The organism is Micromonospora sp. NPDC005087 (genome assembly GCF_042872965.1).
GTDB lineage: Bacteria > Actinomycetota > Actinomycetes > Mycobacteriales > Micromonosporaceae > Micromonospora.
Genome location: NZ_JBIALB010000010.1, coordinates 149,295 through 167,296, shown reverse-complemented (window position 1 = coordinate 167,296; position 18,002 = coordinate 149,295). Strand labels below are relative to the sequence as shown.

General features: G+C 71.6%; 13 protein-coding genes and 1 pseudogene. 4 read left to right on the top strand and 10 right to left on the bottom strand.

The features are described from left to right. Positions 1-27: 27 nt before the first annotated feature. Positions 28-1,911 carry an acetolactate synthase large subunit gene (locus ACFYPS_RS23225; protein ID WP_354966993.1) on the bottom strand — a complete coding sequence of 628 codons (1,884 nt, stop codon included), beginning with the start codon at positions 1,909-1,911 and terminating at the stop codon, positions 28-30. A 183-nt stretch (positions 1,912-2,094) separates the two neighbouring features. Next, positions 2,095-4,449 carry a putative bifunctional diguanylate cyclase/phosphodiesterase gene (locus ACFYPS_RS23220; protein WP_387327035.1) on the bottom strand — a complete coding sequence of 785 codons (2,355 nt, stop codon included), beginning with the start codon at positions 4,447-4,449 and terminating at the stop codon, positions 2,095-2,097. Between the two features lie 128 nt (positions 4,450-4,577). On the opposite strand from ACFYPS_RS23220, the gene ilvD reads away from it, so the two are divergent. Next, positions 4,578-6,425 carry a dihydroxy-acid dehydratase gene (gene ilvD / locus ACFYPS_RS23215; protein WP_354966995.1) on the top strand — a complete coding sequence of 616 codons (1,848 nt, stop codon included), beginning with the start codon at positions 4,578-4,580 and terminating at the stop codon, positions 6,423-6,425. 37 nt (positions 6,426-6,462) lie between these two features. On the opposite strand, the pseudogene ACFYPS_RS23210 reads toward ilvD, so the two are convergent. Then, a pseudogene (locus ACFYPS_RS23210) lies at positions 6,463-6,957 on the bottom strand (ROK family protein); the annotation flags it as partial. Between ACFYPS_RS23210 and ACFYPS_RS23205 the strand changes: the two are divergent. From ACFYPS_RS23205 to ACFYPS_RS23195, 3 genes are read left to right on the top strand one after another with little or no spacing between them, the layout of a single operon-like run. After that, positions 6,939-7,343 carry an ABC transporter permease subunit gene (locus ACFYPS_RS23205; protein WP_354967064.1) on the top strand — a complete coding sequence of 135 codons (405 nt, stop codon included), beginning with the start codon at positions 6,939-6,941 and terminating at the stop codon, positions 7,341-7,343. The pseudogene ACFYPS_RS23210 and the gene ACFYPS_RS23205 overlap by 19 nt on opposite strands. Beyond that, positions 7,340-8,377, top strand: a complete 1,038-nt coding sequence (locus ACFYPS_RS23200) for an asparaginase (protein ID WP_354966996.1) — start codon at positions 7,340-7,342, stop codon at positions 8,375-8,377. The genes ACFYPS_RS23205 and ACFYPS_RS23200 overlap by 4 nt, the downstream gene beginning before the upstream one ends. After that, the gene (locus ACFYPS_RS23195; protein ID WP_354966997.1) at positions 8,374-9,117 is read left to right on the top strand and encodes a copper homeostasis protein CutC; all 744 of its coding nucleotides are present in this window, start codon (positions 8,374-8,376) and stop codon (positions 9,115-9,117) included. The genes ACFYPS_RS23200 and ACFYPS_RS23195 overlap by 4 nt, the downstream gene beginning before the upstream one ends. Positions 9,118-9,203: 86 nt before the next feature. Here ACFYPS_RS23195 and ACFYPS_RS23190 read toward each other — a convergent pair whose 3' ends face one another. From ACFYPS_RS23190 to ACFYPS_RS23160, 7 genes are all read right to left on the bottom strand, one after another. After that, positions 9,204-9,740, bottom strand: a complete 537-nt coding sequence (locus ACFYPS_RS23190) for a hypothetical protein (protein WP_354966998.1) — start codon at positions 9,738-9,740, stop codon at positions 9,204-9,206. A 148-nt stretch (positions 9,741-9,888) separates the two neighbouring features. Then, positions 9,889-11,574: a SulP family inorganic anion transporter gene (locus ACFYPS_RS23185; RefSeq protein WP_354966999.1), complete on the bottom strand. Its 1,686-nt coding sequence runs from the start codon at positions 11,572-11,574 to the stop codon at positions 9,889-9,891. Further along, complete coding sequence (locus ACFYPS_RS23180) at positions 11,571-11,909, bottom strand: helix-turn-helix transcriptional regulator (RefSeq protein WP_074317640.1); 339 nt, start codon at positions 11,907-11,909, stop codon at positions 11,571-11,573. Before ACFYPS_RS23180 ends, ACFYPS_RS23185 begins: the two co-directional genes overlap by 4 nt. A gap of 142 nt (positions 11,910-12,051) precedes the next feature. Next, positions 12,052-14,493 carry a glycoside hydrolase family 2 protein gene (locus ACFYPS_RS23175; protein ID WP_387326951.1) on the bottom strand — a complete coding sequence of 814 codons (2,442 nt, stop codon included), beginning with the start codon at positions 14,491-14,493 and terminating at the stop codon, positions 12,052-12,054. Then, a complete protein-coding gene (locus ACFYPS_RS23170; RefSeq protein WP_089021695.1) occupies positions 14,490-15,332 on the bottom strand; it encodes a carbohydrate ABC transporter permease in 843 nt (280 codons plus the stop codon). Before ACFYPS_RS23170 ends, ACFYPS_RS23175 begins: the two co-directional genes overlap by 4 nt. A 65-nt stretch (positions 15,333-15,397) precedes the next feature. After that, positions 15,398-16,417, bottom strand: coding sequence for a carbohydrate ABC transporter permease (locus ACFYPS_RS23165; protein ID WP_387326948.1), 1,020 nt, complete (start codon positions 16,415-16,417; stop codon positions 15,398-15,400). Between the two features lie 87 nt (positions 16,418-16,504). Further along, positions 16,505-17,785, bottom strand: a complete 1,281-nt coding sequence (locus tag ACFYPS_RS23160) for an extracellular solute-binding protein (RefSeq protein WP_354967002.1) — start codon at positions 17,783-17,785, stop codon at positions 16,505-16,507. Positions 17,786-18,002: the final 217 nt, after the last annotated feature.

The following is an 18,002-nucleotide window of genomic DNA, read 5'->3' as shown; positions in this document are numbered from 1 at the left end:
CTGATTCGTTCGCTTCGCTCACTCATGTCAGATGTCATCCTCGTCGAAGGCCGGGCGGACGCCGCGGGCGAACATGATCTCGTCGTTGCTGGTGCCGGCGGCGACCATCGGCCAGACCATGGCGTCCTTGCCGACCACGAAGTCGATCACCACCGGGGCGTCGTTGATCTCCATGGCGGCGGCGATGGTCTTGTCAACGTCGTCGGCGTTCTCGCAGCGCAGCCCGACGCAGCCCAACGCCTCGGCGAGCTTCACGAAGTCGGGGATGCGGTGCTTGTGGGTGCCGAGGTCGGTGTTGGAGTAACGCTCGTTGTAGAACAGCGTCTGCCACTGCCGGACCATACCGAGGTTGCCGTTGTTGATCACGGCGATCTTGACCGGGATGCCCTCCAACGCGCAGGTGGCCAGCTCCTGGTTGGTCATCTGGAAGCAGCCGTCGCCGTCCACCGCCCAGACCACCGCGTCCGGCTTGCCGACCTTGGCGCCCATCGCCGCCGGCACCGCGTAGCCCATCGTGCCGAGCCCGCCGGAATTCAACCAGGTCTGCGGCTTCTCGTAGGAGATGAACTGCGACGCCCACATCTGGTGCTGGCCCACCCCGGCCACGTAGATCGCGTCCGGGCCGACGATCTCGCCCAGCCGCTTGATCACGTACTGCGGGGAGAGCGTGCCGTCGGCCGGCTCGTCGTAGCCCAGCGGGTAGCGGTTGCGCAGGTCGTCGAGCTGGGTCCACCAGTCGCCCAGGTCGCTGTCGTGCCCGGCAGCACGTTCGACGGTCACCGCCGCGATCAGCTCGTCGATGACGTGCCGGGCGTCGCCGACGATCGGCACGTCCGCGTGCCGGTTCTTGCCGATCTCCGCGGGGTCGATGTCGGCGTGCACCACGGTCGCGTCCGGGGCGAACGAGTCCAGCTTGCCGGTGACCCGGTCGTCGAACCGCGCGCCCAGCGCGACGATCAGATCCGCCTTCTGCAGGCCGTAGACCGCGGCGACCGTGCCGTGCATGCCGGGCATCCCCAGGTGCTGGGGATGCGAGTCGGGGAACGCGCCGAGCGCCATCAGCGTGGTGACCACCGGGATGCCGGTCAGCTCGGCCAGCCGGCGCAGCCCGTCGGTGGCACCGGCCTTGAGCACCCCGCCACCGACGTAGAGCACCGGCCGGCGGGCGCCGGCCATCAGCCGGGCCGCCTCCCGGATCTGCTTGCCGTGCGGGTGCAGGGTGGGCCGGTAGCCGGGCAGGTCGAGGGTGGGCGGCCAGGCGAAGGTGGTCGGCGCCTGGAGCACGTCCTTGGGGATGTCGACCAGCACCGGGCCGGGCCGGCCGGTGCTGGCCAGGTGGAACGCCTCGGCCAGCACCTGCGGGATCTCCTCGGCGCTCTGCACGAGGAAGTTGTGCTTGGTGATCGGCAGGGTGATGCCCTGGATGTCCGCCTCCTGGAAGGCGTCCGTGCCGATCGACTGGCGGGCCACCTGACCGGTGATCGCCACCATCGCCACCGAGTCCATGTACGCGTCGGCGATCGGGGTGACCAGGTTGGTCGCGCCCGGGCCGGAGGTGGCGATGCAGACGCCCACCTTGCCGGTGGCCTGCGCGTACCCGGTGGCGGCATGACCGGCGCCCTGCTCGTGGCGGACCAGGATGTGCCGGACGGTGGAGTCGTAGAGCGGGTCGTACGCCGGCAGGATCGCGCCGCCCGGGATGCCGAAGACGACGTCCACGCCGAGCGCCTCAAGGGACCGCACGAGCGAGCCGGCGCCGGAGACCTGCGCCGGAGCGGGTGTCCGTACCGCCGGGACGGCCGGGGTGGCCGCGGCGCGCGCGGCGGTGGAGTCGACGTCGCCGCCCGGCTCGGCGGCGGCGCGGGCGCGCCGGGCGGTGTGGGCGAGGGTCTCTGGCGTGGGTCTCGTCATGGCGGTTCTGGCCTTCGGCTGGAATGGCTGGGGCTTGTCAAGCGAAGCGACGCGGGCGGGCCCGCCCCGACAGGTTCCGATGGCAATAAAAACGGCCCTCGTGCAGATGCACGGGGCCAGCGCACTCTCGATGAGGGAGAGTGCGCTCAGGTAAGTACTCGCGACCGGTACGACGACATGTGGCTAAGCCTGACGCATCTCACGCGATGAGTCAACTGATCCCACATGTTGGTTAACGGAGCGCGGCGAGTCGGGCGGCGACGCGCCCTCGGCGACCGGAATGACCTGCCCGGACCCCCCGGAAACCCGGCGTGGTGTGGGCAGCGGGGTGGGCCTCGCACCCGGCGAGGTCGCCGCCTCCAGCATCGCCTCCAGGTGCTCGGCGGGCACGCCCCAGCCGAAGAGCGCGCCCTGGCCGAACCGGCAGCCGGCGGCCACCACCGCGGCCAGCTCGGTGGGGGTGGTCACCCCCTCGGCGATCACCTCCAGCCCCAGCTGGTGGCCCAGTCGCATGACGATGTCGACCATCGGCGCGAACGCCGGACCGTCCGCGCCGACCGGGCGGACCGGCTCGTGCTCGGCGACCAGACTGTGGTCGATCTTCAGGATGTCGATCGGCAGCCGGCGCAGCTGCCCCAGTGAGGAGTAGCCGGCGCCGAAGTCGTCCAGCGCGATCCGGACACCGGTCAGCCGCAACGCGGTCAGCCGCCGGATCAGCTCGTCCAGGTCGGTGGCGACCGCGTGCTCGGTGACCTCCAGGACCAGCCGCTGCGGCGGCACGTGGTGGGCGCGCAGCGCCTCGGCGACCTGGACCACGTACTCCGGGGCGTGCAGCTCGCGTGGGGAGACGTTCACCGAGACCCACACGTCGTGCCCGTCGGCCAGCCAGCGGGAGAGCTGATAGCAGGCCTGGTGCAGCACCCAGGCACCGAGGGTGGCGATCATGCCGCACTCCTCGGCCAGCGGGATGAACTCGTCCGGGCGGACGTTACCCAGCTCGGGGTGGTGCCAGCGGAGCAGCGCCTCGGCGCCGACCGGCCGCACCGACGGCAGCGAGGCCACCGGCTGGAAGGCCAGCCGCAACTCGTCGCGTTCGATGGCGCCGCGCAACTCGTGCTCCAGCGTGGTGCGCCGACGCAGCAGCTGGTCGTACGTGGCGTCGTAGCGCTCGATCCGGTTCTTGCCGCGCTGCTTGGCGTAGCGCAGCGCCAGGTCGGCATGGCGCAGCAGCAACTCCACGTCCGGCTCGCCGGCCCACCCGGCCACCCCGATGCTCACCGAGAGGAAGACGGGCCCTTCGGGCTGGTCGTACGGCCGGTTGAGCACCCCGAGCAGCCGCTCGGCGACCCGGTTGGCGTCTGCGGGCCGGCCCGCCATGAGCACGGCGAACTCGTCGCCGCCGAGCCGGGCCGCCACGTCGCCGGGGCGCAGGTTGCCGCGCAGCCGCCGGCCCACCTCGGCGAGCACGGCGTCGCCCACGTCGTGGCCACGCATGTCGTTGACGTTCTTGAAGCCGTCCAGGTCCAGGCCGAGCAGCACACACGGGGTGCCCGCCGCGGCGCTGTCGTGCAGCGCGCGCAGCAGCCCTCGCCGGTTGGCCAGCGCGGTGAGCGGGTCGGTGTGTGCCAGTTCGCGGAAGTGCGCCTCCCGCTCGGCGAGCCGGCCGGCGTAGTTACGGACGTCCTTGAGGGTGAGGTACTGCCGGGCCACCAGGGCGAAGCCCTCCACGCTGCCGGCGACGACGCCCGCCGCGGTGAACCGGCCGTCCTGGAGGAGGTGGTACATCGCCGAGGCGGCCATCGCCAGCATCGGGGCGATCGCGTACTCGCCGTCGCGACCGATCAGGTCCAGGTCGACCTGACCCGGCCGGTCGGCGCGGTGCACCGCGAGCGCGACGGTCAGCAGACCGGCGGCGAGCACCGCCGCGCCGGCCAGGGCCATGTTCGGTCCGGCCTGGCAGAGCCCGGCGGCGAGACCCAGACCGCCGCAGGCCACCGCGCTGATGCCCGCGCCGAGCGCGGCGAGCCGCCGACGCGGGGCGGCGGCCCGGAAGATGACGATCACGCTGAGCCCGGCGCCGAGCGCGGCGCTCACCGTGGCCAGCAGGATCGCCGGGCACGCCATCGGAGTGGCGGCGCCGAGCAGCCGGGTGGGCTCGGAGAAGAGCACCCAGCCGACGAACCACAGCGCGGCGGCCATGATCAACCCGTCCAGGGCGAGCCGGGCGGTCCCCGCCGCGGTGGCCGCCAGCCCGGGCAGTCGGAGCAGGCCGGCGGCGAAGGCCAGCCCGCTCACCGCCGTGCCGATCGCCACCGCCGTGGCCCACCCGGTGCGCTGCCCCTGCTCGTGCGCCCAGTGCTCGCTGCTGGCGAGCACGGTCGCCACCCCGACCAGGAGGCTGAGCAGGGCGACGCCGGCGGCAGCGGCGAGCAGCACGTGCGCCGGGCGGCGGGGCCCGGTGCGCCGCCGGACGACCACGGTCAGCAGTGCGGCGGCGGCAACGGCGACGAGCCCGCTCAACGCCGCCACAGCGACCATGCCCGGGGGAAAGTGCACGCAGTCAAGAGTGCCGGATGCGCGCTCGCCGTGGGGACCGGGTGTGCATCTGTTGGGACACGGCGTCCGCTCCGGACGGCCGGCGCCCCGGCGGTGTCATGCTGGTACGCATGCCTGAGCTGCGGTCGAGGACCTCCACACACGGTCGGACGATGGCCGGCGCCCGGGCCCTGTGGCGGGCCACCGGGATGACCGACGACGATTTCGGCAAGCCGATCGTCGCCATCGCGAACAGTTTCACCCAGTTCGTGCCGGGTCACGTACACCTCAAGGACATGGGCGGCCTGGTCGCCGACGCGGTGGCCGAGGCCGGCGGGGTGGGGCGGGAGTTCAACACCATCGCGGTCGACGACGGCATCGCGATGGGCCACGGCGGCATGCTCTACTCGCTGCCCAGCCGCGAGCTGATCGCCGACGCGGTGGAATACATGGTCAACGCGCACTGCGCGGACGCCCTGGTCTGCATCTCGAACTGCGACAAGATCACGCCCGGCATGCTGCTGGCCGCGCTGCGGCTCAACATTCCGACCGTCTTCGTCTCCGGTGGCCCGATGGAGGCCGGCAAGACGATGGCGATCGAGGGCGTCGTGCACAGCAAGATCGACCTGATCGACGCGATGATCGCCTCCTCGAACGAGGCGGTCACCGACGACCAGCTCGGCGAGATCGAGCGCTCCGCCTGCCCCACCTGCGGCTCGTGCTCCGGCATGTTCACCGCCAACTCGATGAACTGCCTCACCGAGGCGATCGGGCTGGCGCTGCCCGGCAACGGCTCGACGCTCGCCACCCACGCCGCGCGCCGGTCGCTCTTCGTCGAGGCCGGCCGCACCGTCGTGGAGATCGCCAAGCGCTGGTACGACGGCGACGACGACTCGGTCCTGCCCCGCACGGTCGCCTCCAAGGCCGCGTTCGAGAACGCGGTCGCCCTGGACGTGGCGATGGGCGGCTCCACCAACACGGTGCTGCACCTGCTCGCCGCCGCCCGTGAGGCGGAGATGGACTTCGGTGTCGCCGACATCGACGCGATCTCCCGGCGGGTGCCCTGCCTGGCCAAGGTCGCGCCGAACTCGCCGATGTACCACATGGAGGACGTGCACCGGGCCGGCGGCATCCCCGCGATCCTCGGCGAACTGGACCGGGCCGGGCAGCTCAACCGGGACGTGCACGCCGTGCACTCCCCCTCGCTGGCGCAGTGGCTGACCGACTGGGACGTGCGCGGCGGCTCGCCGACACCGACCGCGGTCGAGCTGTTCCACGCCGCCCCCGGCGGGGTGCGCACCGTCGAGCCGTTCTCCACCACCAACCGGTGGTCGTCGCTGGACACCGACGCGGCCGGTGGCTGCATCCGGGACCGCGAGCACGCCTACTCCGCCGACGGCGGGCTGGCCATCCTGCACGGCAACCTGGCGCCGGAAGGCAGCGTGGTGAAGACCGCCGGCGTGCCCGACGACTGCCTGACCTTCCGCGGCCCGGCCAAGGTCTACGAGTCGCAGGACGACGCGGTGACCGCGATCCTCGCCAAGCAGGTGGTCGCGGGAGACGTCGTGGTGATCCGGTACGAGGGGCCCAAGGGCGGCCCCGGCATGCAGGAGATGCTCTACCCCACCTCGTTCCTCAAGGGACGTGGGCTGGGCCGATCCTGTGCGCTGCTCACCGACGGCCGGTTCTCCGGCGGCACCTCCGGGCTCTCCATCGGGCACGTCTCCCCCGAGGCCGCCTCCGGCGGGCTGATCGCCCTGGTCCGCGACGGCGACGAGGTCGTCATCGACATCCCGGGCCGGTCCATCGAGCTGAACGTGCCCGCCGAAGAACTGGAGGCGCGACGGGTGGCCGAGGAGAAGCGCGACAAGCCGTACACCCCGACCGACCGGCAGCGGCCGGTGTCGGCGGCGCTGCGCGCGTACGCCTCGATGGCCACCTCGGCCAGCGACGGCGCCTACCGCCGCGTCCCCGAGTAGGCCCGGGGGCACACCGTGTGATCAACACGCGAGCGAGTCAGCTGGCCGCGACGACGTGGTCGATCACCAGGTGGGCGGCGCCGGTGATGCCGACGTCCTGGCCGGTGGTGACCCGCTCGATGAGCAGGGTCTGGGTGGCCAGTGGCAGGCACCGCTCGTAGAGGGTGGCCCGCATGCTGGCCAGCAGCGGTTCACAGTCGGCGAGTCGGCCGCCGATGGCCACCACCTGCGGGTTGAAGAAGTTGACCACGACGGCCAGGATCTCGCCGATAGCCCGGCCGGCCTGCCGGGCGAGCGCCGTGGCGTGGCGGTCGCCGTCGTCGATCAGGCGGATGACCCCGGTCAGGTCGGAGACCGGGACTCCCTGGTCGCGTAGCGCGGTGACCAGGGCGGCGCCGCTGGCCACCGCCTCCAGGCAGCCGGCATTGCCGCAGCTGCACGCCGGCGCGGGGTCAGCTACCACCCGGCAGTGACTGATGTCCCCGGCCGACCCCTGGGGCGGCGTTCGGAGAGATCTTCCGGTCCGGCATCCTGGCCCTGGACCGTGGACAGACCGAGGCCGGCCTCGCCGTCGGGCTGCGCCGCGGACAGGTGATGGCGCTGGTGGTCCTGCCCCAGGCGCTGCTCCAGCTCACCCCGTCCCTGGTCAGCCAACTGGTCGGGTTGCTCAAGGACACCTCGCTCGGCTTGGTGGTCAGCTACACCGAGCTGCTCTACAGCGGGCAGGTGCTCTCCTCGTACACCCACCTACTGATCCAGACGTTCCTGGTGGTGGCGCTGATCTATCTGGTGGTCAACGCCTCGCTGTCGAAGTTCGCCCGCGTCCTTCAGGCCCGCAACGGCCGCTTCGGCGGCCGACGTGGACGAGGCAACGCAGACCTGCCCCCACCACTCATCGAAGGGAGCAGCACCCGGTGACCGCTGCCCGATATGCCGAACTGGCCCGGGTCGTTCGCAACGGCTTTGTCGAGAGCAGGCACTACGGCAGCGTCGTCGTGCTCGCCCCGGACGGCGAGGTCGTCCTCGCCGCCGGCGTACCCGACGAACCGGTGCTCCGCCGCTCCACCCTGAAGCCGGCGCAGGCGTTGGCCTGCCGGGTCGCGGCGGCCCCCGGCCTTGACGGCGCCGACCCGCTGACCGGCCCGGCGCTGGCGCTCGCCGCCGGCAGCCACACCGGCGACGACCGGCACGTCGAGGTGGTCCGGGCGATGCTGGCCGGCGCTGGCCTGACCGAGGACGCCCTCGGCTGCCCGGTGGACTGGCCGGAGGACGAACTGACCCGGGACCGGCTGATTCGCGCTGGCGGGCAGCGCGACCGGATCCGGATGAACTGCTCCGGCAAGCACGCCGCGATGCTGGTCGCCTGCGTCGCCCGGTCCTGGAGCACACACGACTACCTCGACCCCGATCACCCGCTGCAGCGGGAGACCGCCGCGACCGTCGCCCGGCTGGCCGGCACGCCCATCGCGCACCACGCGGTCGACGGCTGCGGCGCGCCACTGTTCGGCCTGCCACTGACCGGCCTGGCCCGCACGTTCCAGGCGTTGGTCACGGCGCCCGCTGGGACCGACGAGGCGCTGGTCGCGCAGGCAATGCGCCAACACCCGGAGTACGTGGGTGGGTGGCGCGGGCACTCGAACACCGACCTGATGCGGGCGCTACCCGGCGTACTCGCCAAGGGCGGGGCCGAGGGCGTGCTCGCGCTGGCCACCCCGGACGGTCACGCCGTGGCGGTGAAGGCGATCGACGGGTCACCCCGCGCCACCACCGTCATCGCGCTCGCCGCGCTCGACGCCGTGGGCGTACCGGTGGATGGGGCCGACGCGCTGCGTCGGGTACCGGTGCTCGGCGGCGGCGAACCGGTCGGCGCCGTCACCGCCGCCATCGATTGGACCGCGGCATCGTCTCGTACCGAAGCGGCATCGTCTCGCACCGAAAAGGAAGAGTCATGAGCACATTCGAGATCTGCATCGACAGCGTCGAGGGGGCGGTAGCCGCCGAGGAGGCCGGCGCCGACCGGGTGGAGCTGTGCTCCGCGCTCTTCGACGGTGGACTGACCCCCAGCCTGGGCACCATCGAGACGGCCCTGCGCGCCGTCACCCGGATCCGGGTGCATGTGATCGTCCGGCCCCGGGCCGGCGACTTCATCTACTCGCCGTTCGAGATCGAGGCGATGGAGCGGGATGTGCGGGCCGCGGTCGCGGCCGGCGCGCACGGCATTGTGATCGGCGCGTTGACCGCCGAGGGTGACGTCGACGTGCCGACCACCCGTCGCCTGATCACCGCCGCCGGCGACGCCAGCATCACCTTCCACCGTGCGTTCGACATGACCCGCGACCCGCACGCGGCGCTGGAGCAGCTGATCGAGTTGGGCGTGCACCGGGTGCTCACGTCGGGTCAGGAGGTCAGCGTGCTGGAGGGTGCTCCGCTCATCGCCGACCTGGTCCGCCGGGCCGCCGGGCGGATCGTCATCATGCCGGGTGGCGGCATCACCCCGCGCAACATCGTCCGGATCGTCGAGGCGACCGGCGCCGACGAGTACCACTTCGCGGCCCTGGTCAGCTCGGACAGCCCGGCCGTGCATCGCAACCCGGCACCGCTGATGGGTGGCAGCCTGAGCCGGCCCGAGTACGAGCGGTCGGGCACGTCCGGCAGCCTGGTCGGCCAGGTGCTCGCCGCCGCCCGGGCCTGACCGGCAGCGGGTTTCGACGAGCGGCGGGCCTGGAGGAATTTCCTTCAGACCCGCCGCTCGCGCGTGTCAGCGGACGGCGACCGGCCTCAGTAGGCCAACAGGGCGATGAGCAGCGAGGACACCGCCGCTGCCAGGAGCACGCCGCCGGTGCCGAGCCCGACCACCGCGCTCACCGCCACGGCGCGTGCCCGGGCCACCGGGACGGCCGCGACCGCCACCACGGTGACGAGCGCGGCGACCAGGTGAATCAACGGGTAGTCGATCAGCGCCGCGACCGGGAAGAGGTGCACGCCCACGACGAGGGCGATCCAGGGGGCGGTCAGCTCACGACGCCGCAGCAGGGCGAGCAGCCCGGCACCGAGCGCGGCGGCGGCGAACTCGATGCCGACGACGATGCCGAAGGTGGGGCTGGTGTCGGCGTCGAACGCCGTACCGTCCGACCAGTGACGCCAGGCGAGCAGGGCCCCGGCGGCCGCCGTGAGCAGCGCGAGAACCGAACCGACGATGAGCACCGGCCGCCACCTCTTCGGGGGCGCCTCCTGCGCCCAGCCGAACCAGCTGGTGGCGAAGAAGCCGAAGACGAACGCCGTCGCCGCCGCGTCTCGGACATGTTCGGTGATCATTTGCGCTCCCCGGGGTACCGCCTGGGCGAGACGTCTGTCTTCGCCTCTTCGGTCGGCCGCGTTGTGAGGCGACGGCCACGGCGGTAGATCATGCCGTAGCGGGGCGGGCTGCCCTACCCGCACCGGCCCCGGTCGCACTTCTCAACCGTCACGTCCGGCCGGCCGGGCCGCCGGTCACGGGCAGCGCAGCCCCGCGGGCGTGCCGGATCGCCGCCGGGGTATCGGAGAAGACCAGCCCCTCGCGGCGCAGGTCGTCGGCCACTCCGAGGGTGGCGAGGACCTGGTCGTGGGCGGGGGTGATGCCGGAGAGCAGGACGGTGATCCCGCGTCCGCGTAGCCGTCGGATCGCGTCGCCGAGGACGTGCGCGCCGGTGGCGTCCATGGTGGTCACCCGGGACATCCGCAGGATGACGACACGGACGTCGGCGACCTCGGACAGTTCGAGAAGGAAGGTGTGGGCCGCGGCGAAGAAGAGCGGCCCGTCCAGCCGGTACGCGACGATGTGTTCGCTGAGCAGCGCGTACTCCTCGGCGCTGTGTTCCTCGGGGTCGAGGGGCACCTGTTCCAGCCGGGCGCTGCGGGCCACCGCGCGTAGGGCGAGCACCACGGCGACGCCGACGCCGACCGCGACGGCGGTGACGAGGTCCCAGATCACGGTGACGGCGAAGGTGAGCACCAGCACGACGGCGTCGCCCCGGGTGGCCCGCGCCAACGCCCACAGCGACCCGGCCTCCACCATGCGGACCGTGGTGGCCAGCAGCACCCCGGCCAGGGCGGCGAGCGGGATCCGGCCGACCAACGGCGCGGCGGCCAGCACGATCGCCGCGAGGGCGACGGCGTGGGTGAGGGCGGCCAGCTTCGAGGCCGCCCCGGCGCGGACGTTGACCGCCGTACGGGCGATGGCGGCGGTCGCCGGGATGCCGCCGAAGAGCGGGGCCGCGAGGTTGGCCAGCCCCTGACCGAACAGCTCCCGGTCCGGGTCGTGCCGTTCACCGACCGTCATGCCATCGGCGACCGTGGCGGAGAGCAGGCTCTCCAGGGCGGCGAGCGCGGCGACGGCGAGCGCGCTGGGCAGCAGCACGCCGAGCGCGCCGAGGTCGAGGAAGCCGAGCGAGGGGGCGGGCAGGCCCTGCGGCAGCGCGCCGATCCGGACCAGGTCGACCGGGACGATCTCGGCGAGGACGGTGGCCGCTGCCACGCCGAGCAGCGAGAACGGCAGGCCGGGTCGCCACCGGGCGCCCAGCAGCATCAGCGCCGCGACGGCGAGGGCCACCGCGAGCGCGACCGGCCGCGGGTGTACGACGAAACGGGCGACCGCGTCGGCGGCGACGGCCCAGACCTTCTCCCCGTGGGCGTCGGTGACGCCGAGCGCGGCGGGCACCTGTTGCAGGGCGATGACCACGGCGATGCCGGCGGTGAACCCCTCCAGCACCGGAGTGGGCAGGTAGCGGACGTACCGGCCCAGGCGGGCCACGGCGAGCGCGATCAGCACCAGGCCGGCCATCGCCCCGACCATGAGCACGCCGGTGGCTCCGAACTGCTGCACCACCGGCACCAGCACCACGGTCATCGCCCCGGTCGGCCCGGAGACCTGGAGGTTGGAGCCGCCGAAGACGGCGGCCACCGCGCCGGCGATCACGGCGGTGATCAGCCCGGCCTGGGCGCCCAGCCCGGAGGTGACGCCGAACGCCAGGGCCAGCGGCAGCGCCACCACCGCCACGGTGAGCCCGGCCAGGAGGTCCCGGCGCGGTGAGCGGTGGACGGCCGCCCAATCGGCCCGGCCGGGCAGCAGCCCGAGTAGCCGCTCGCGGACGACAGGAATGGCGCCGCTCACCTGTCCCCGCCGGTGGCGCGCAGCTCGTCGAGGAGGCCATCCCGGTCGGTGAGGACCGCGCCGAGGATCCGCCGCCCGGCGGCCAGCAGGTCGGCCACGTCCGGGGTGCTGAGCGCGTACATGACGAGGGGGCCGTCGCGGTGTGAGGTGACCATTCCGGCGCGGCGCAGCACGGCGAGCTGCTGGGAGAGGTTGGACGCCTCGACCTCGATCACGGCGAGCAGGTCACGGACCGGTTTCGGGCCGTCCTGGAGCAGTTCGAGGACCCGGATGCGCACCGGGTGCCCGAGGGTGCGGAAGAGTTCCGCCTTCGCCTGGTACAGCGGGACCGACATGAACACCCTCCCCGGATCGATGCGAAGACTTTAGCACTTGAAGAAGTCTTCAATCGCTGAGGTGCGAGCGTCCGACGGTCCGCCCCCGTTGTTAAGAAGGGACCCCTCCTCTACCGGAGGCGTTAAGAAGGGGCCCTTCCTTTCAGATGTCGTTGACGGTGCGGAGGACTGGGCGGGTGGTTAGCGCTTGCTCGTTGAGGGGGGCGTCGGCGCGCACCGTGAGGGTGACCGACTCGCCGGGCAGCAGGGTGACGAGCGCCCTGTCCACGGACGCCGACGGGTCCAGACGGTCCGGGAAGAGAGTCAGGTCACGCAGCACCGTGCGGGCCGTGACCCGGACCCGCTGCCCGCCGTCGACCGGCTCCACCGTCGCGTCCCAGGCCGCGGCCGGCCAGTCGACGTCCCGGTCCTCGGCGAAGAACCAAAGCGCCCGTTCGGCGCTCTCCCCCGCCTCGGCGACCAGCAGCTCCCGCCGGGTCTCCTCCGCATCGGCCAGCTCCGCCGGCAGCGCCAGCGTCACCGCCGAGTATGCGGGGACGTCCAGCTCCATCGTCGTCTTCGCCCGGGGCTCACCCGCGACGGTCAGCCGGGTCACCGAGGCCGACGTCCGCCAGGGCGTGCCGCCGTCGTTCACCGCTACAAGCGCCAGGCCCCCGTCACGGGGCTGGACGGTGAGCAGCCGGTCCGCGTACGCGTGGCGTAGCGCGTACCACAGGGGTTTGCGCCGGCCGTCGCCGTCGACGGCCGACCAGGAGGTGACCGGCCAGCAGTCGTTGAGCTGCCAGACGATGGTGCCGGCGCAGACGTCCCGGTGCGAGCGGAAGTGCTCCACTCCGAGCTGGATCGCCCGGGCCTGGTTGAGCTGCGTCAGGTAGTGCCAGTCGTCGAAGTCCGCCGGGGCGGGCAGGTGCGCGTCCAGGCCCCGCTGGAGCTTCGCGTCCCCGTCGGCGGCCTTCTGGTGGTGTGCCATGCCCGGTGAGTCGTGGGCGAGGGGTTCGTCGCTCAGCGCCCGGCGCAGGGTGGCGTACGCCGGCGGGCCCTGGTAGCCGAACTCGGCGACGAAGCGGGGCACGTACTCCCGGTATTTGATGTAGTCGTCGGTGTTCCACACGTCCCAGATGTGTGTGGTGCCATGCGCCGGGTCGTTGGGGTGGATCTCCTCGGTGCCCGACCAGGGGCTGCCCGGCCAGTACGGGCGAGTGGGGTCCAGCTCACCGACGATGCGGGGCAGGACGTCCAGGTAGTAGCCGCGCCCCCAGGTGCGCCCGGCGAGGGCCTCCTGCCAGTCCCAGTCGTGCCAGCCCCAGATGTTCTCGTTGTTGCCGGTCCAGAGCACCAGCGACGGGTGCGGCGCCAGCCGGGTGACCTGTTCGGCGGCCTCGGCGGCCACCTCGCTGCCGAACGGCTCCTCCTCCGGGTACGCGGCGCAGGCGAACAGGAAGTCCTGCTGGACCAGCAGCCCGCGCTCGTCGGCGAGGTCGTAGAAGTCCGCCGACTCGTACCGGCCACCGCCCCAGACCCGCAGCAGGTTGATGTTGGCCTCGGCGGCCTGGTCGAAGCGCGCGGCCAGCCGTTCCCGGGTGATCCGGGTGGGAAAAGCGTCGTCCGGGATCCAGTTGACCCCCCGTACGAAGACCGGGACGTCGTTGACCGACAGCGCGAACGAGGTGCCGTGCTCGTCGGGGGTGGTGTCCAGCCGGACCGAGCGGAAGCCGATCCGCCGGGACCAACTGTCCAGGGTGTCGCCGTCCGGCGCGTGCAGGGTGACCTCCAGCAGATGGCGCGCCTGCTCGCCGTACCCCCGGGGCCACCACAGCGTGGGCTCGCGGACGGCGAGCGTCAGCGCGGCCGTGCGCTGCCCGGCCGGGACGACCACCTCGGCGCGGGCGCCGGCGACGGTGGCGCGGACGGTCAGCGGGACGTCCGCGACCCGCTCCACCTCGACGTGCAGCTCGACCCGCCCGTCCCGGCCGGCCAGGGTGACCAACGGGCGGACGGTGGCCAGCCGGGCGGTGGACCAGGCGTGCAGGCCGATCTCCTGCCAGATGCCGGCGGTGACCAGCGTCGGCCCCCAGTCCCAGCCGAAGTTGCAGGCCATCTTGCGGATGAAGTGGAACGGCTCCGGGTAGGCGTTGGGCCGGTCGCCGAGCCGCTCCTGCTGCGCCTCGGCGTAGCGGTAGGCGGAGTCGAACGCGACCACCAGGTCGTTGTCCCCGTCCCGCAGCAGCGAGCGGACGTCGAACCGGTAGCCACGGTGCATGTTCTCGGTGCGGCCGACCTCGACACCGTTCACGGTGAGGGTGGCGACGGTGTCCAGGCCGGCGCAGACCAGGTCGACCCGGTCGTGGTCGCCCGGTGGGCGGCGAAAACTCGTCCGGTAGCTCCAGTCGGTGCGCCCGATCCAGGCCAGCGCCACCTCGTTGTCGTCGAGGTAGGGGTCGGGGATCAGGCCGGCGTCGAGCAGGTCGGTGTGCACGCAGCCGGGCACGGTGGCCGGCACGGACCGGTCGGCGATCTCCGCCGGGACCTGTGCTCCGGGCGCCGCCCGCAGGGTCCAGCCGTCGTGGAGTGCCTGTCGGCTCAAGATTTCACCGCACCTTCCATGATTCCGCGGACGATCTGGCGTCCACCGATGAACAGCATGATCAGCAGGGGGATGGTAGCCACGAACGCGCCGGCGAGCACCCGCCGGTAGATGACGTAGTTGCCGCTGGCCAGGTCGGAGATGGCGACCATCGAGGTCGGGTAGTCGGTGCCGCCGAGGGTGATCAGCGGCCACTGGAAGTCGTTCCAGGTGGACACGAAGGTGAGCAGGCCGAGCACCGCGAGGGCCGGCCGGATCGCCGGGAGGACGATGTTCCAGTAGACCCGCATCGTCGTGGCGCCGTCCATCCGGGCCGACTCGACCAGCTCGTCAGGGACCGTGTTGAGGATGAACTGCCGCATGTAGAAGACCCCGAACGCGGTGACGAGGCCGGGCACGATGACCGCCAGGAGGGTGCCGTTCCAGCCCAGCTTGCCCATCACGATGTAGAGCGCGACGACGCCGAGCTGGTTCGGCACGGTCAGGGTGAGCACCACGAACAGCATCAGCCACCGGCTGCCGGCGAAGCGCAGCTTGGCGAAGGCGAAACCGGCCAGCGAGCAGAAGAACAGCATCGCGGCGGTCACCACGGTCGAGACGATGACGCTGTTGATCAGCGAGGCGGCGAAGTACACGTCCTGGAGGGAGAAGACCTCGTCCAGGTTGACCAGGAACCGGTCGCCGGGGATCACCGCGGGCGGGATCTGGGCCAGTGCCTCGTCGTTGCTGGTGGCGATGACGAACATCCAGTACAGCGGGAACGCCGCGAACAGCATGGTGGTGGCCAGCAGTAGGTACGTCCCGATGCCGGCCGGGGTGTCCTGCGGCGCGCGACCCATCAGGGCGGCCCGCCTGCGGCGGTTCGTGGTGACCGCCGGCGGCGGCGGTGCGGTGTCGACGACGCTCACCTGGATCGCCCTCCGGAGATTCGGTTGGTCAGCAGCGTGTTGATCCCGGCCACGACCAGGATGATCAGGAAGAGCGCCCAGCTCATCGCGGCGGCGTAGCCCAGGTTCAGGTCCTTCCAGCCGACCTTGTAGATCAGCTGGGCGATGGTCTGCCACTCGCCGTTGGGTCCGCCGGTGGCGGCCTGGGAGTTGAGGTCGAACAGCATCGGCTCGATGAAGAGCTGGAACCCGCCGATGGTGGAGAGGATGACGGTGAAGACGATCACCGGCTGGATCATCGGCACGGTGATCCGCCAGAGCTGCCGCCATGGGCCGGCCCCGTCGACCGCGGCGGCCTCGTAGACGTCGCGCGGGATGGACTGCATGGCGGCCAGGTAGAGCAGTGCGTTGTAGCCGATCCACTTCCAGTTGACCATCGTGGTGATGGCGATCCAGGCGTGCAGCTTGTCGGCCCGCCAGTTGATCGGTTCGTCGCCGCCGATGCCGAAGAGGCCGAGCACCCAGTTGGCCATCCCGAAGTCGCGGGAGAAGAAGACGCTGAACACCATCGTCGAGGCGACGATCGGGGTGACGTACGGCAGCAGCACGCCCACCCGCCACCAGGTCTGCGCCCGCAGCCGGCGGTTGAGCAGCGAGGCCACGATCAACGCGAGCAGCAGCTGTGGCACCGACGAGAGCAGGAAGATGCCAAAGGTGTTGTAGAGGGCGTTCCAGAAATCCTCGTCGCCGAAGAGCTGGCGGAAGTTGGCCAGGCCGGCCCAGCCGGTCAGCGTCGGGTCGTCCAGTCGATAGTTACGCAGCGCGACGACACCGTTGAAGACGAGCGGGAACAGCCCGAAGACCAGGAAGATCAGGAAGAAGGGCGCGATCAATACGTACGGCATGTAGCGCATGTCGAAGCGGTACAACCGGTCCCGCCAGCTGAGTCGACGGTGGTCCGGGTCGGTGCCGTGGCCGTGCCTCCCGGCGGCGGCTCGGCGGCCCGACGACGCGGGCGCGGCGCGGGTGGTGGACATCGGGACACTCCAGGGCCGAAGAGACGGGGTACGCGCGCGGGCGGCGCGGGGGCGGCACGGTGCCCGGCGCGCCCCCGCGCCGACGGCTCAGGACTTGCTGGCCTTCTCGGCTTCCTTGATCGCCTCGGCCCAGGCGGCCTCCGGCTTGAGGGTCTTGTTCTGCACGCGGGTCAGCACGTTCTCCACCGCCACCCGGGTCGGCCCGTTCTTCTTGCCCAGGTACTGCGGCGTGAGGCCCTGCGCCATCTTCGGGAAGATCTGCCCGACCGGCGCGTTGCTGAAGAACGGGTTCGTGAAGTCGGCGATGGCCGGGTCGCTGTAGAGGGCCGGCTGCGAGGGCAGGTTGCCGACCTTCTTGAAGATCTCGATCTGCTGCTCCGGCTGCACCAGCCACTCCAGCAGCTTGTACGCCTCGTCGACGTGCTTGCTCTGCTTGGGGATGGTCAGGAACGAGCCGCCCCAGTTGCCGCCGCCACCGGGCACCGCGGCGATGTCCCACTTGCCCTCGGTGCCGGGGGCGGTGTCCTTGATGTGCCCGAGCATCCACGCCGGGCAGGCGAGCACGGCGAAGGAGCCGCTGGTGAAGCCCTTGTCCCAGTCGGCCTGGAAGCTGGCCAGGTTGGCGGAGAGGCCGGCCTGGATCGCCTTGATGGTGTAGTCGAAGGCGATCTTCGGACCCTGCTCCATCTGGAGCTGGTCCTGCTCGTTGTAGAAGCCGACCGGCTGCTGGCCGAGGATCGGGTTGAACAGGTTGCTGCCAGCGTCGATGAACTTCTTGTTGGTCTTGCCGGTGTACTGCTGGCCGACCTCGATGAACTTGTCCCAGGTGGGCCAGAGAGCGGAGACCTGGTCGCGCTCGGTGGGCAGCCCGGCGGCCTTGAACAGGTCGGTGCGGTAGCACATGGCCAGGCCGCCGGTGTCGGTGCCGAGGCCGATCTGGGTCTTGCCGTCTGCGGAGAGCGACTGCTTCCACTTCCAGGGCAGGTACTTGCTCTCGTACGAGCCGGCACCCTTGTCCAGCAGGTTGACGAACTTGTCCGACTGGCTGCGGAACTGCACCATGAAGCCCTCGTCGATGGCCGCGATGTCGGCCGCGCCGGAGCCGGCGACCAGCTTCTTCTGCAGGTCCTCGTGCTGGGCGTTGTACTCGCCGGAGTTCAGCTGGATCTTGACGTTCGGGTTGGCCGCCTCGTACTTCGTCTTGAGGTCCTGGAGGCCGAAGTCGCCCCAGAAGTTGATTTTCAGGGTGACCTGACCGTCCGTCGCGCCGGAATCCTGCCCGCTCTTGCCGCTGCACGCGGCGACCAGCGCGAGGCCGACCGTGCCCGCGGCGACGGCGCGGGCCCATCGGGTCCAGGACCGTTTCATGGCATCCTCCGAGCAAATGGGAACGCTCCCGGGATCGAGAGACGTTGACTGAACCGGATAAGTGGGGCCACCGTACGGGCCGGTTCCAGGGGTGTCAACGGCTTGTTACAACATGCGCGTCCGACGTTCTAAAGGACCCGTGGGAGCGCGAACATGCGTGGTAGAACGCCTTCCGCCGCAGCTCGGCGCGCCGGCCCCCACCCCGACATCGAGCAAC

Coding starts and splice junctions, on each gene's coding strand:
- ACFYPS_RS23225 (WP_354966993.1), bottom strand. CDS start 1,911: ATGACGAGACCCACGCCAGAGACCCTCGCCCACACCGCCCGGCGCGCC.
- ilvD (WP_354966995.1), top strand. CDS start 4,578: ATGCCTGAGCTGCGGTCGAGGACCTCCACACACGGTCGGACGATGGCC.
- ACFYPS_RS23160 (WP_354967002.1), bottom strand. CDS start 17,785: ATGAAACGGTCCTGGACCCGATGGGCCCGCGCCGTCGCCGCGGGCACG.
- ACFYPS_RS23165 (WP_387326948.1), bottom strand. CDS start 16,417: ATGTCCACCACCCGCGCCGCGCCCGCGTCGTCGGGCCGCCGAGCCGCC.
- ACFYPS_RS23180 (WP_074317640.1), bottom strand. CDS start 11,909: ATGTCGGTCCCGCTGTACCAGGCGAAGGCGGAACTCTTCCGCACCCTC.
- ACFYPS_RS23170 (WP_089021695.1), bottom strand. CDS start 15,332: ATGGGTCGCGCGCCGCAGGACACCCCGGCCGGCATCGGGACGTACCTA.
- ACFYPS_RS23190 (WP_354966998.1), bottom strand. CDS start 9,740: ATGATCACCGAACATGTCCGAGACGCGGCGGCGACGGCGTTCGTCTTC.
- ACFYPS_RS23220 (WP_387327035.1), bottom strand. CDS start 4,449: ATGGTCGCTGTGGCGGCGTTGAGCGGGCTCGTCGCCGTTGCCGCCGCC.
- ACFYPS_RS23195 (WP_354966997.1), top strand. CDS start 8,374: ATGAGCACATTCGAGATCTGCATCGACAGCGTCGAGGGGGCGGTAGCC.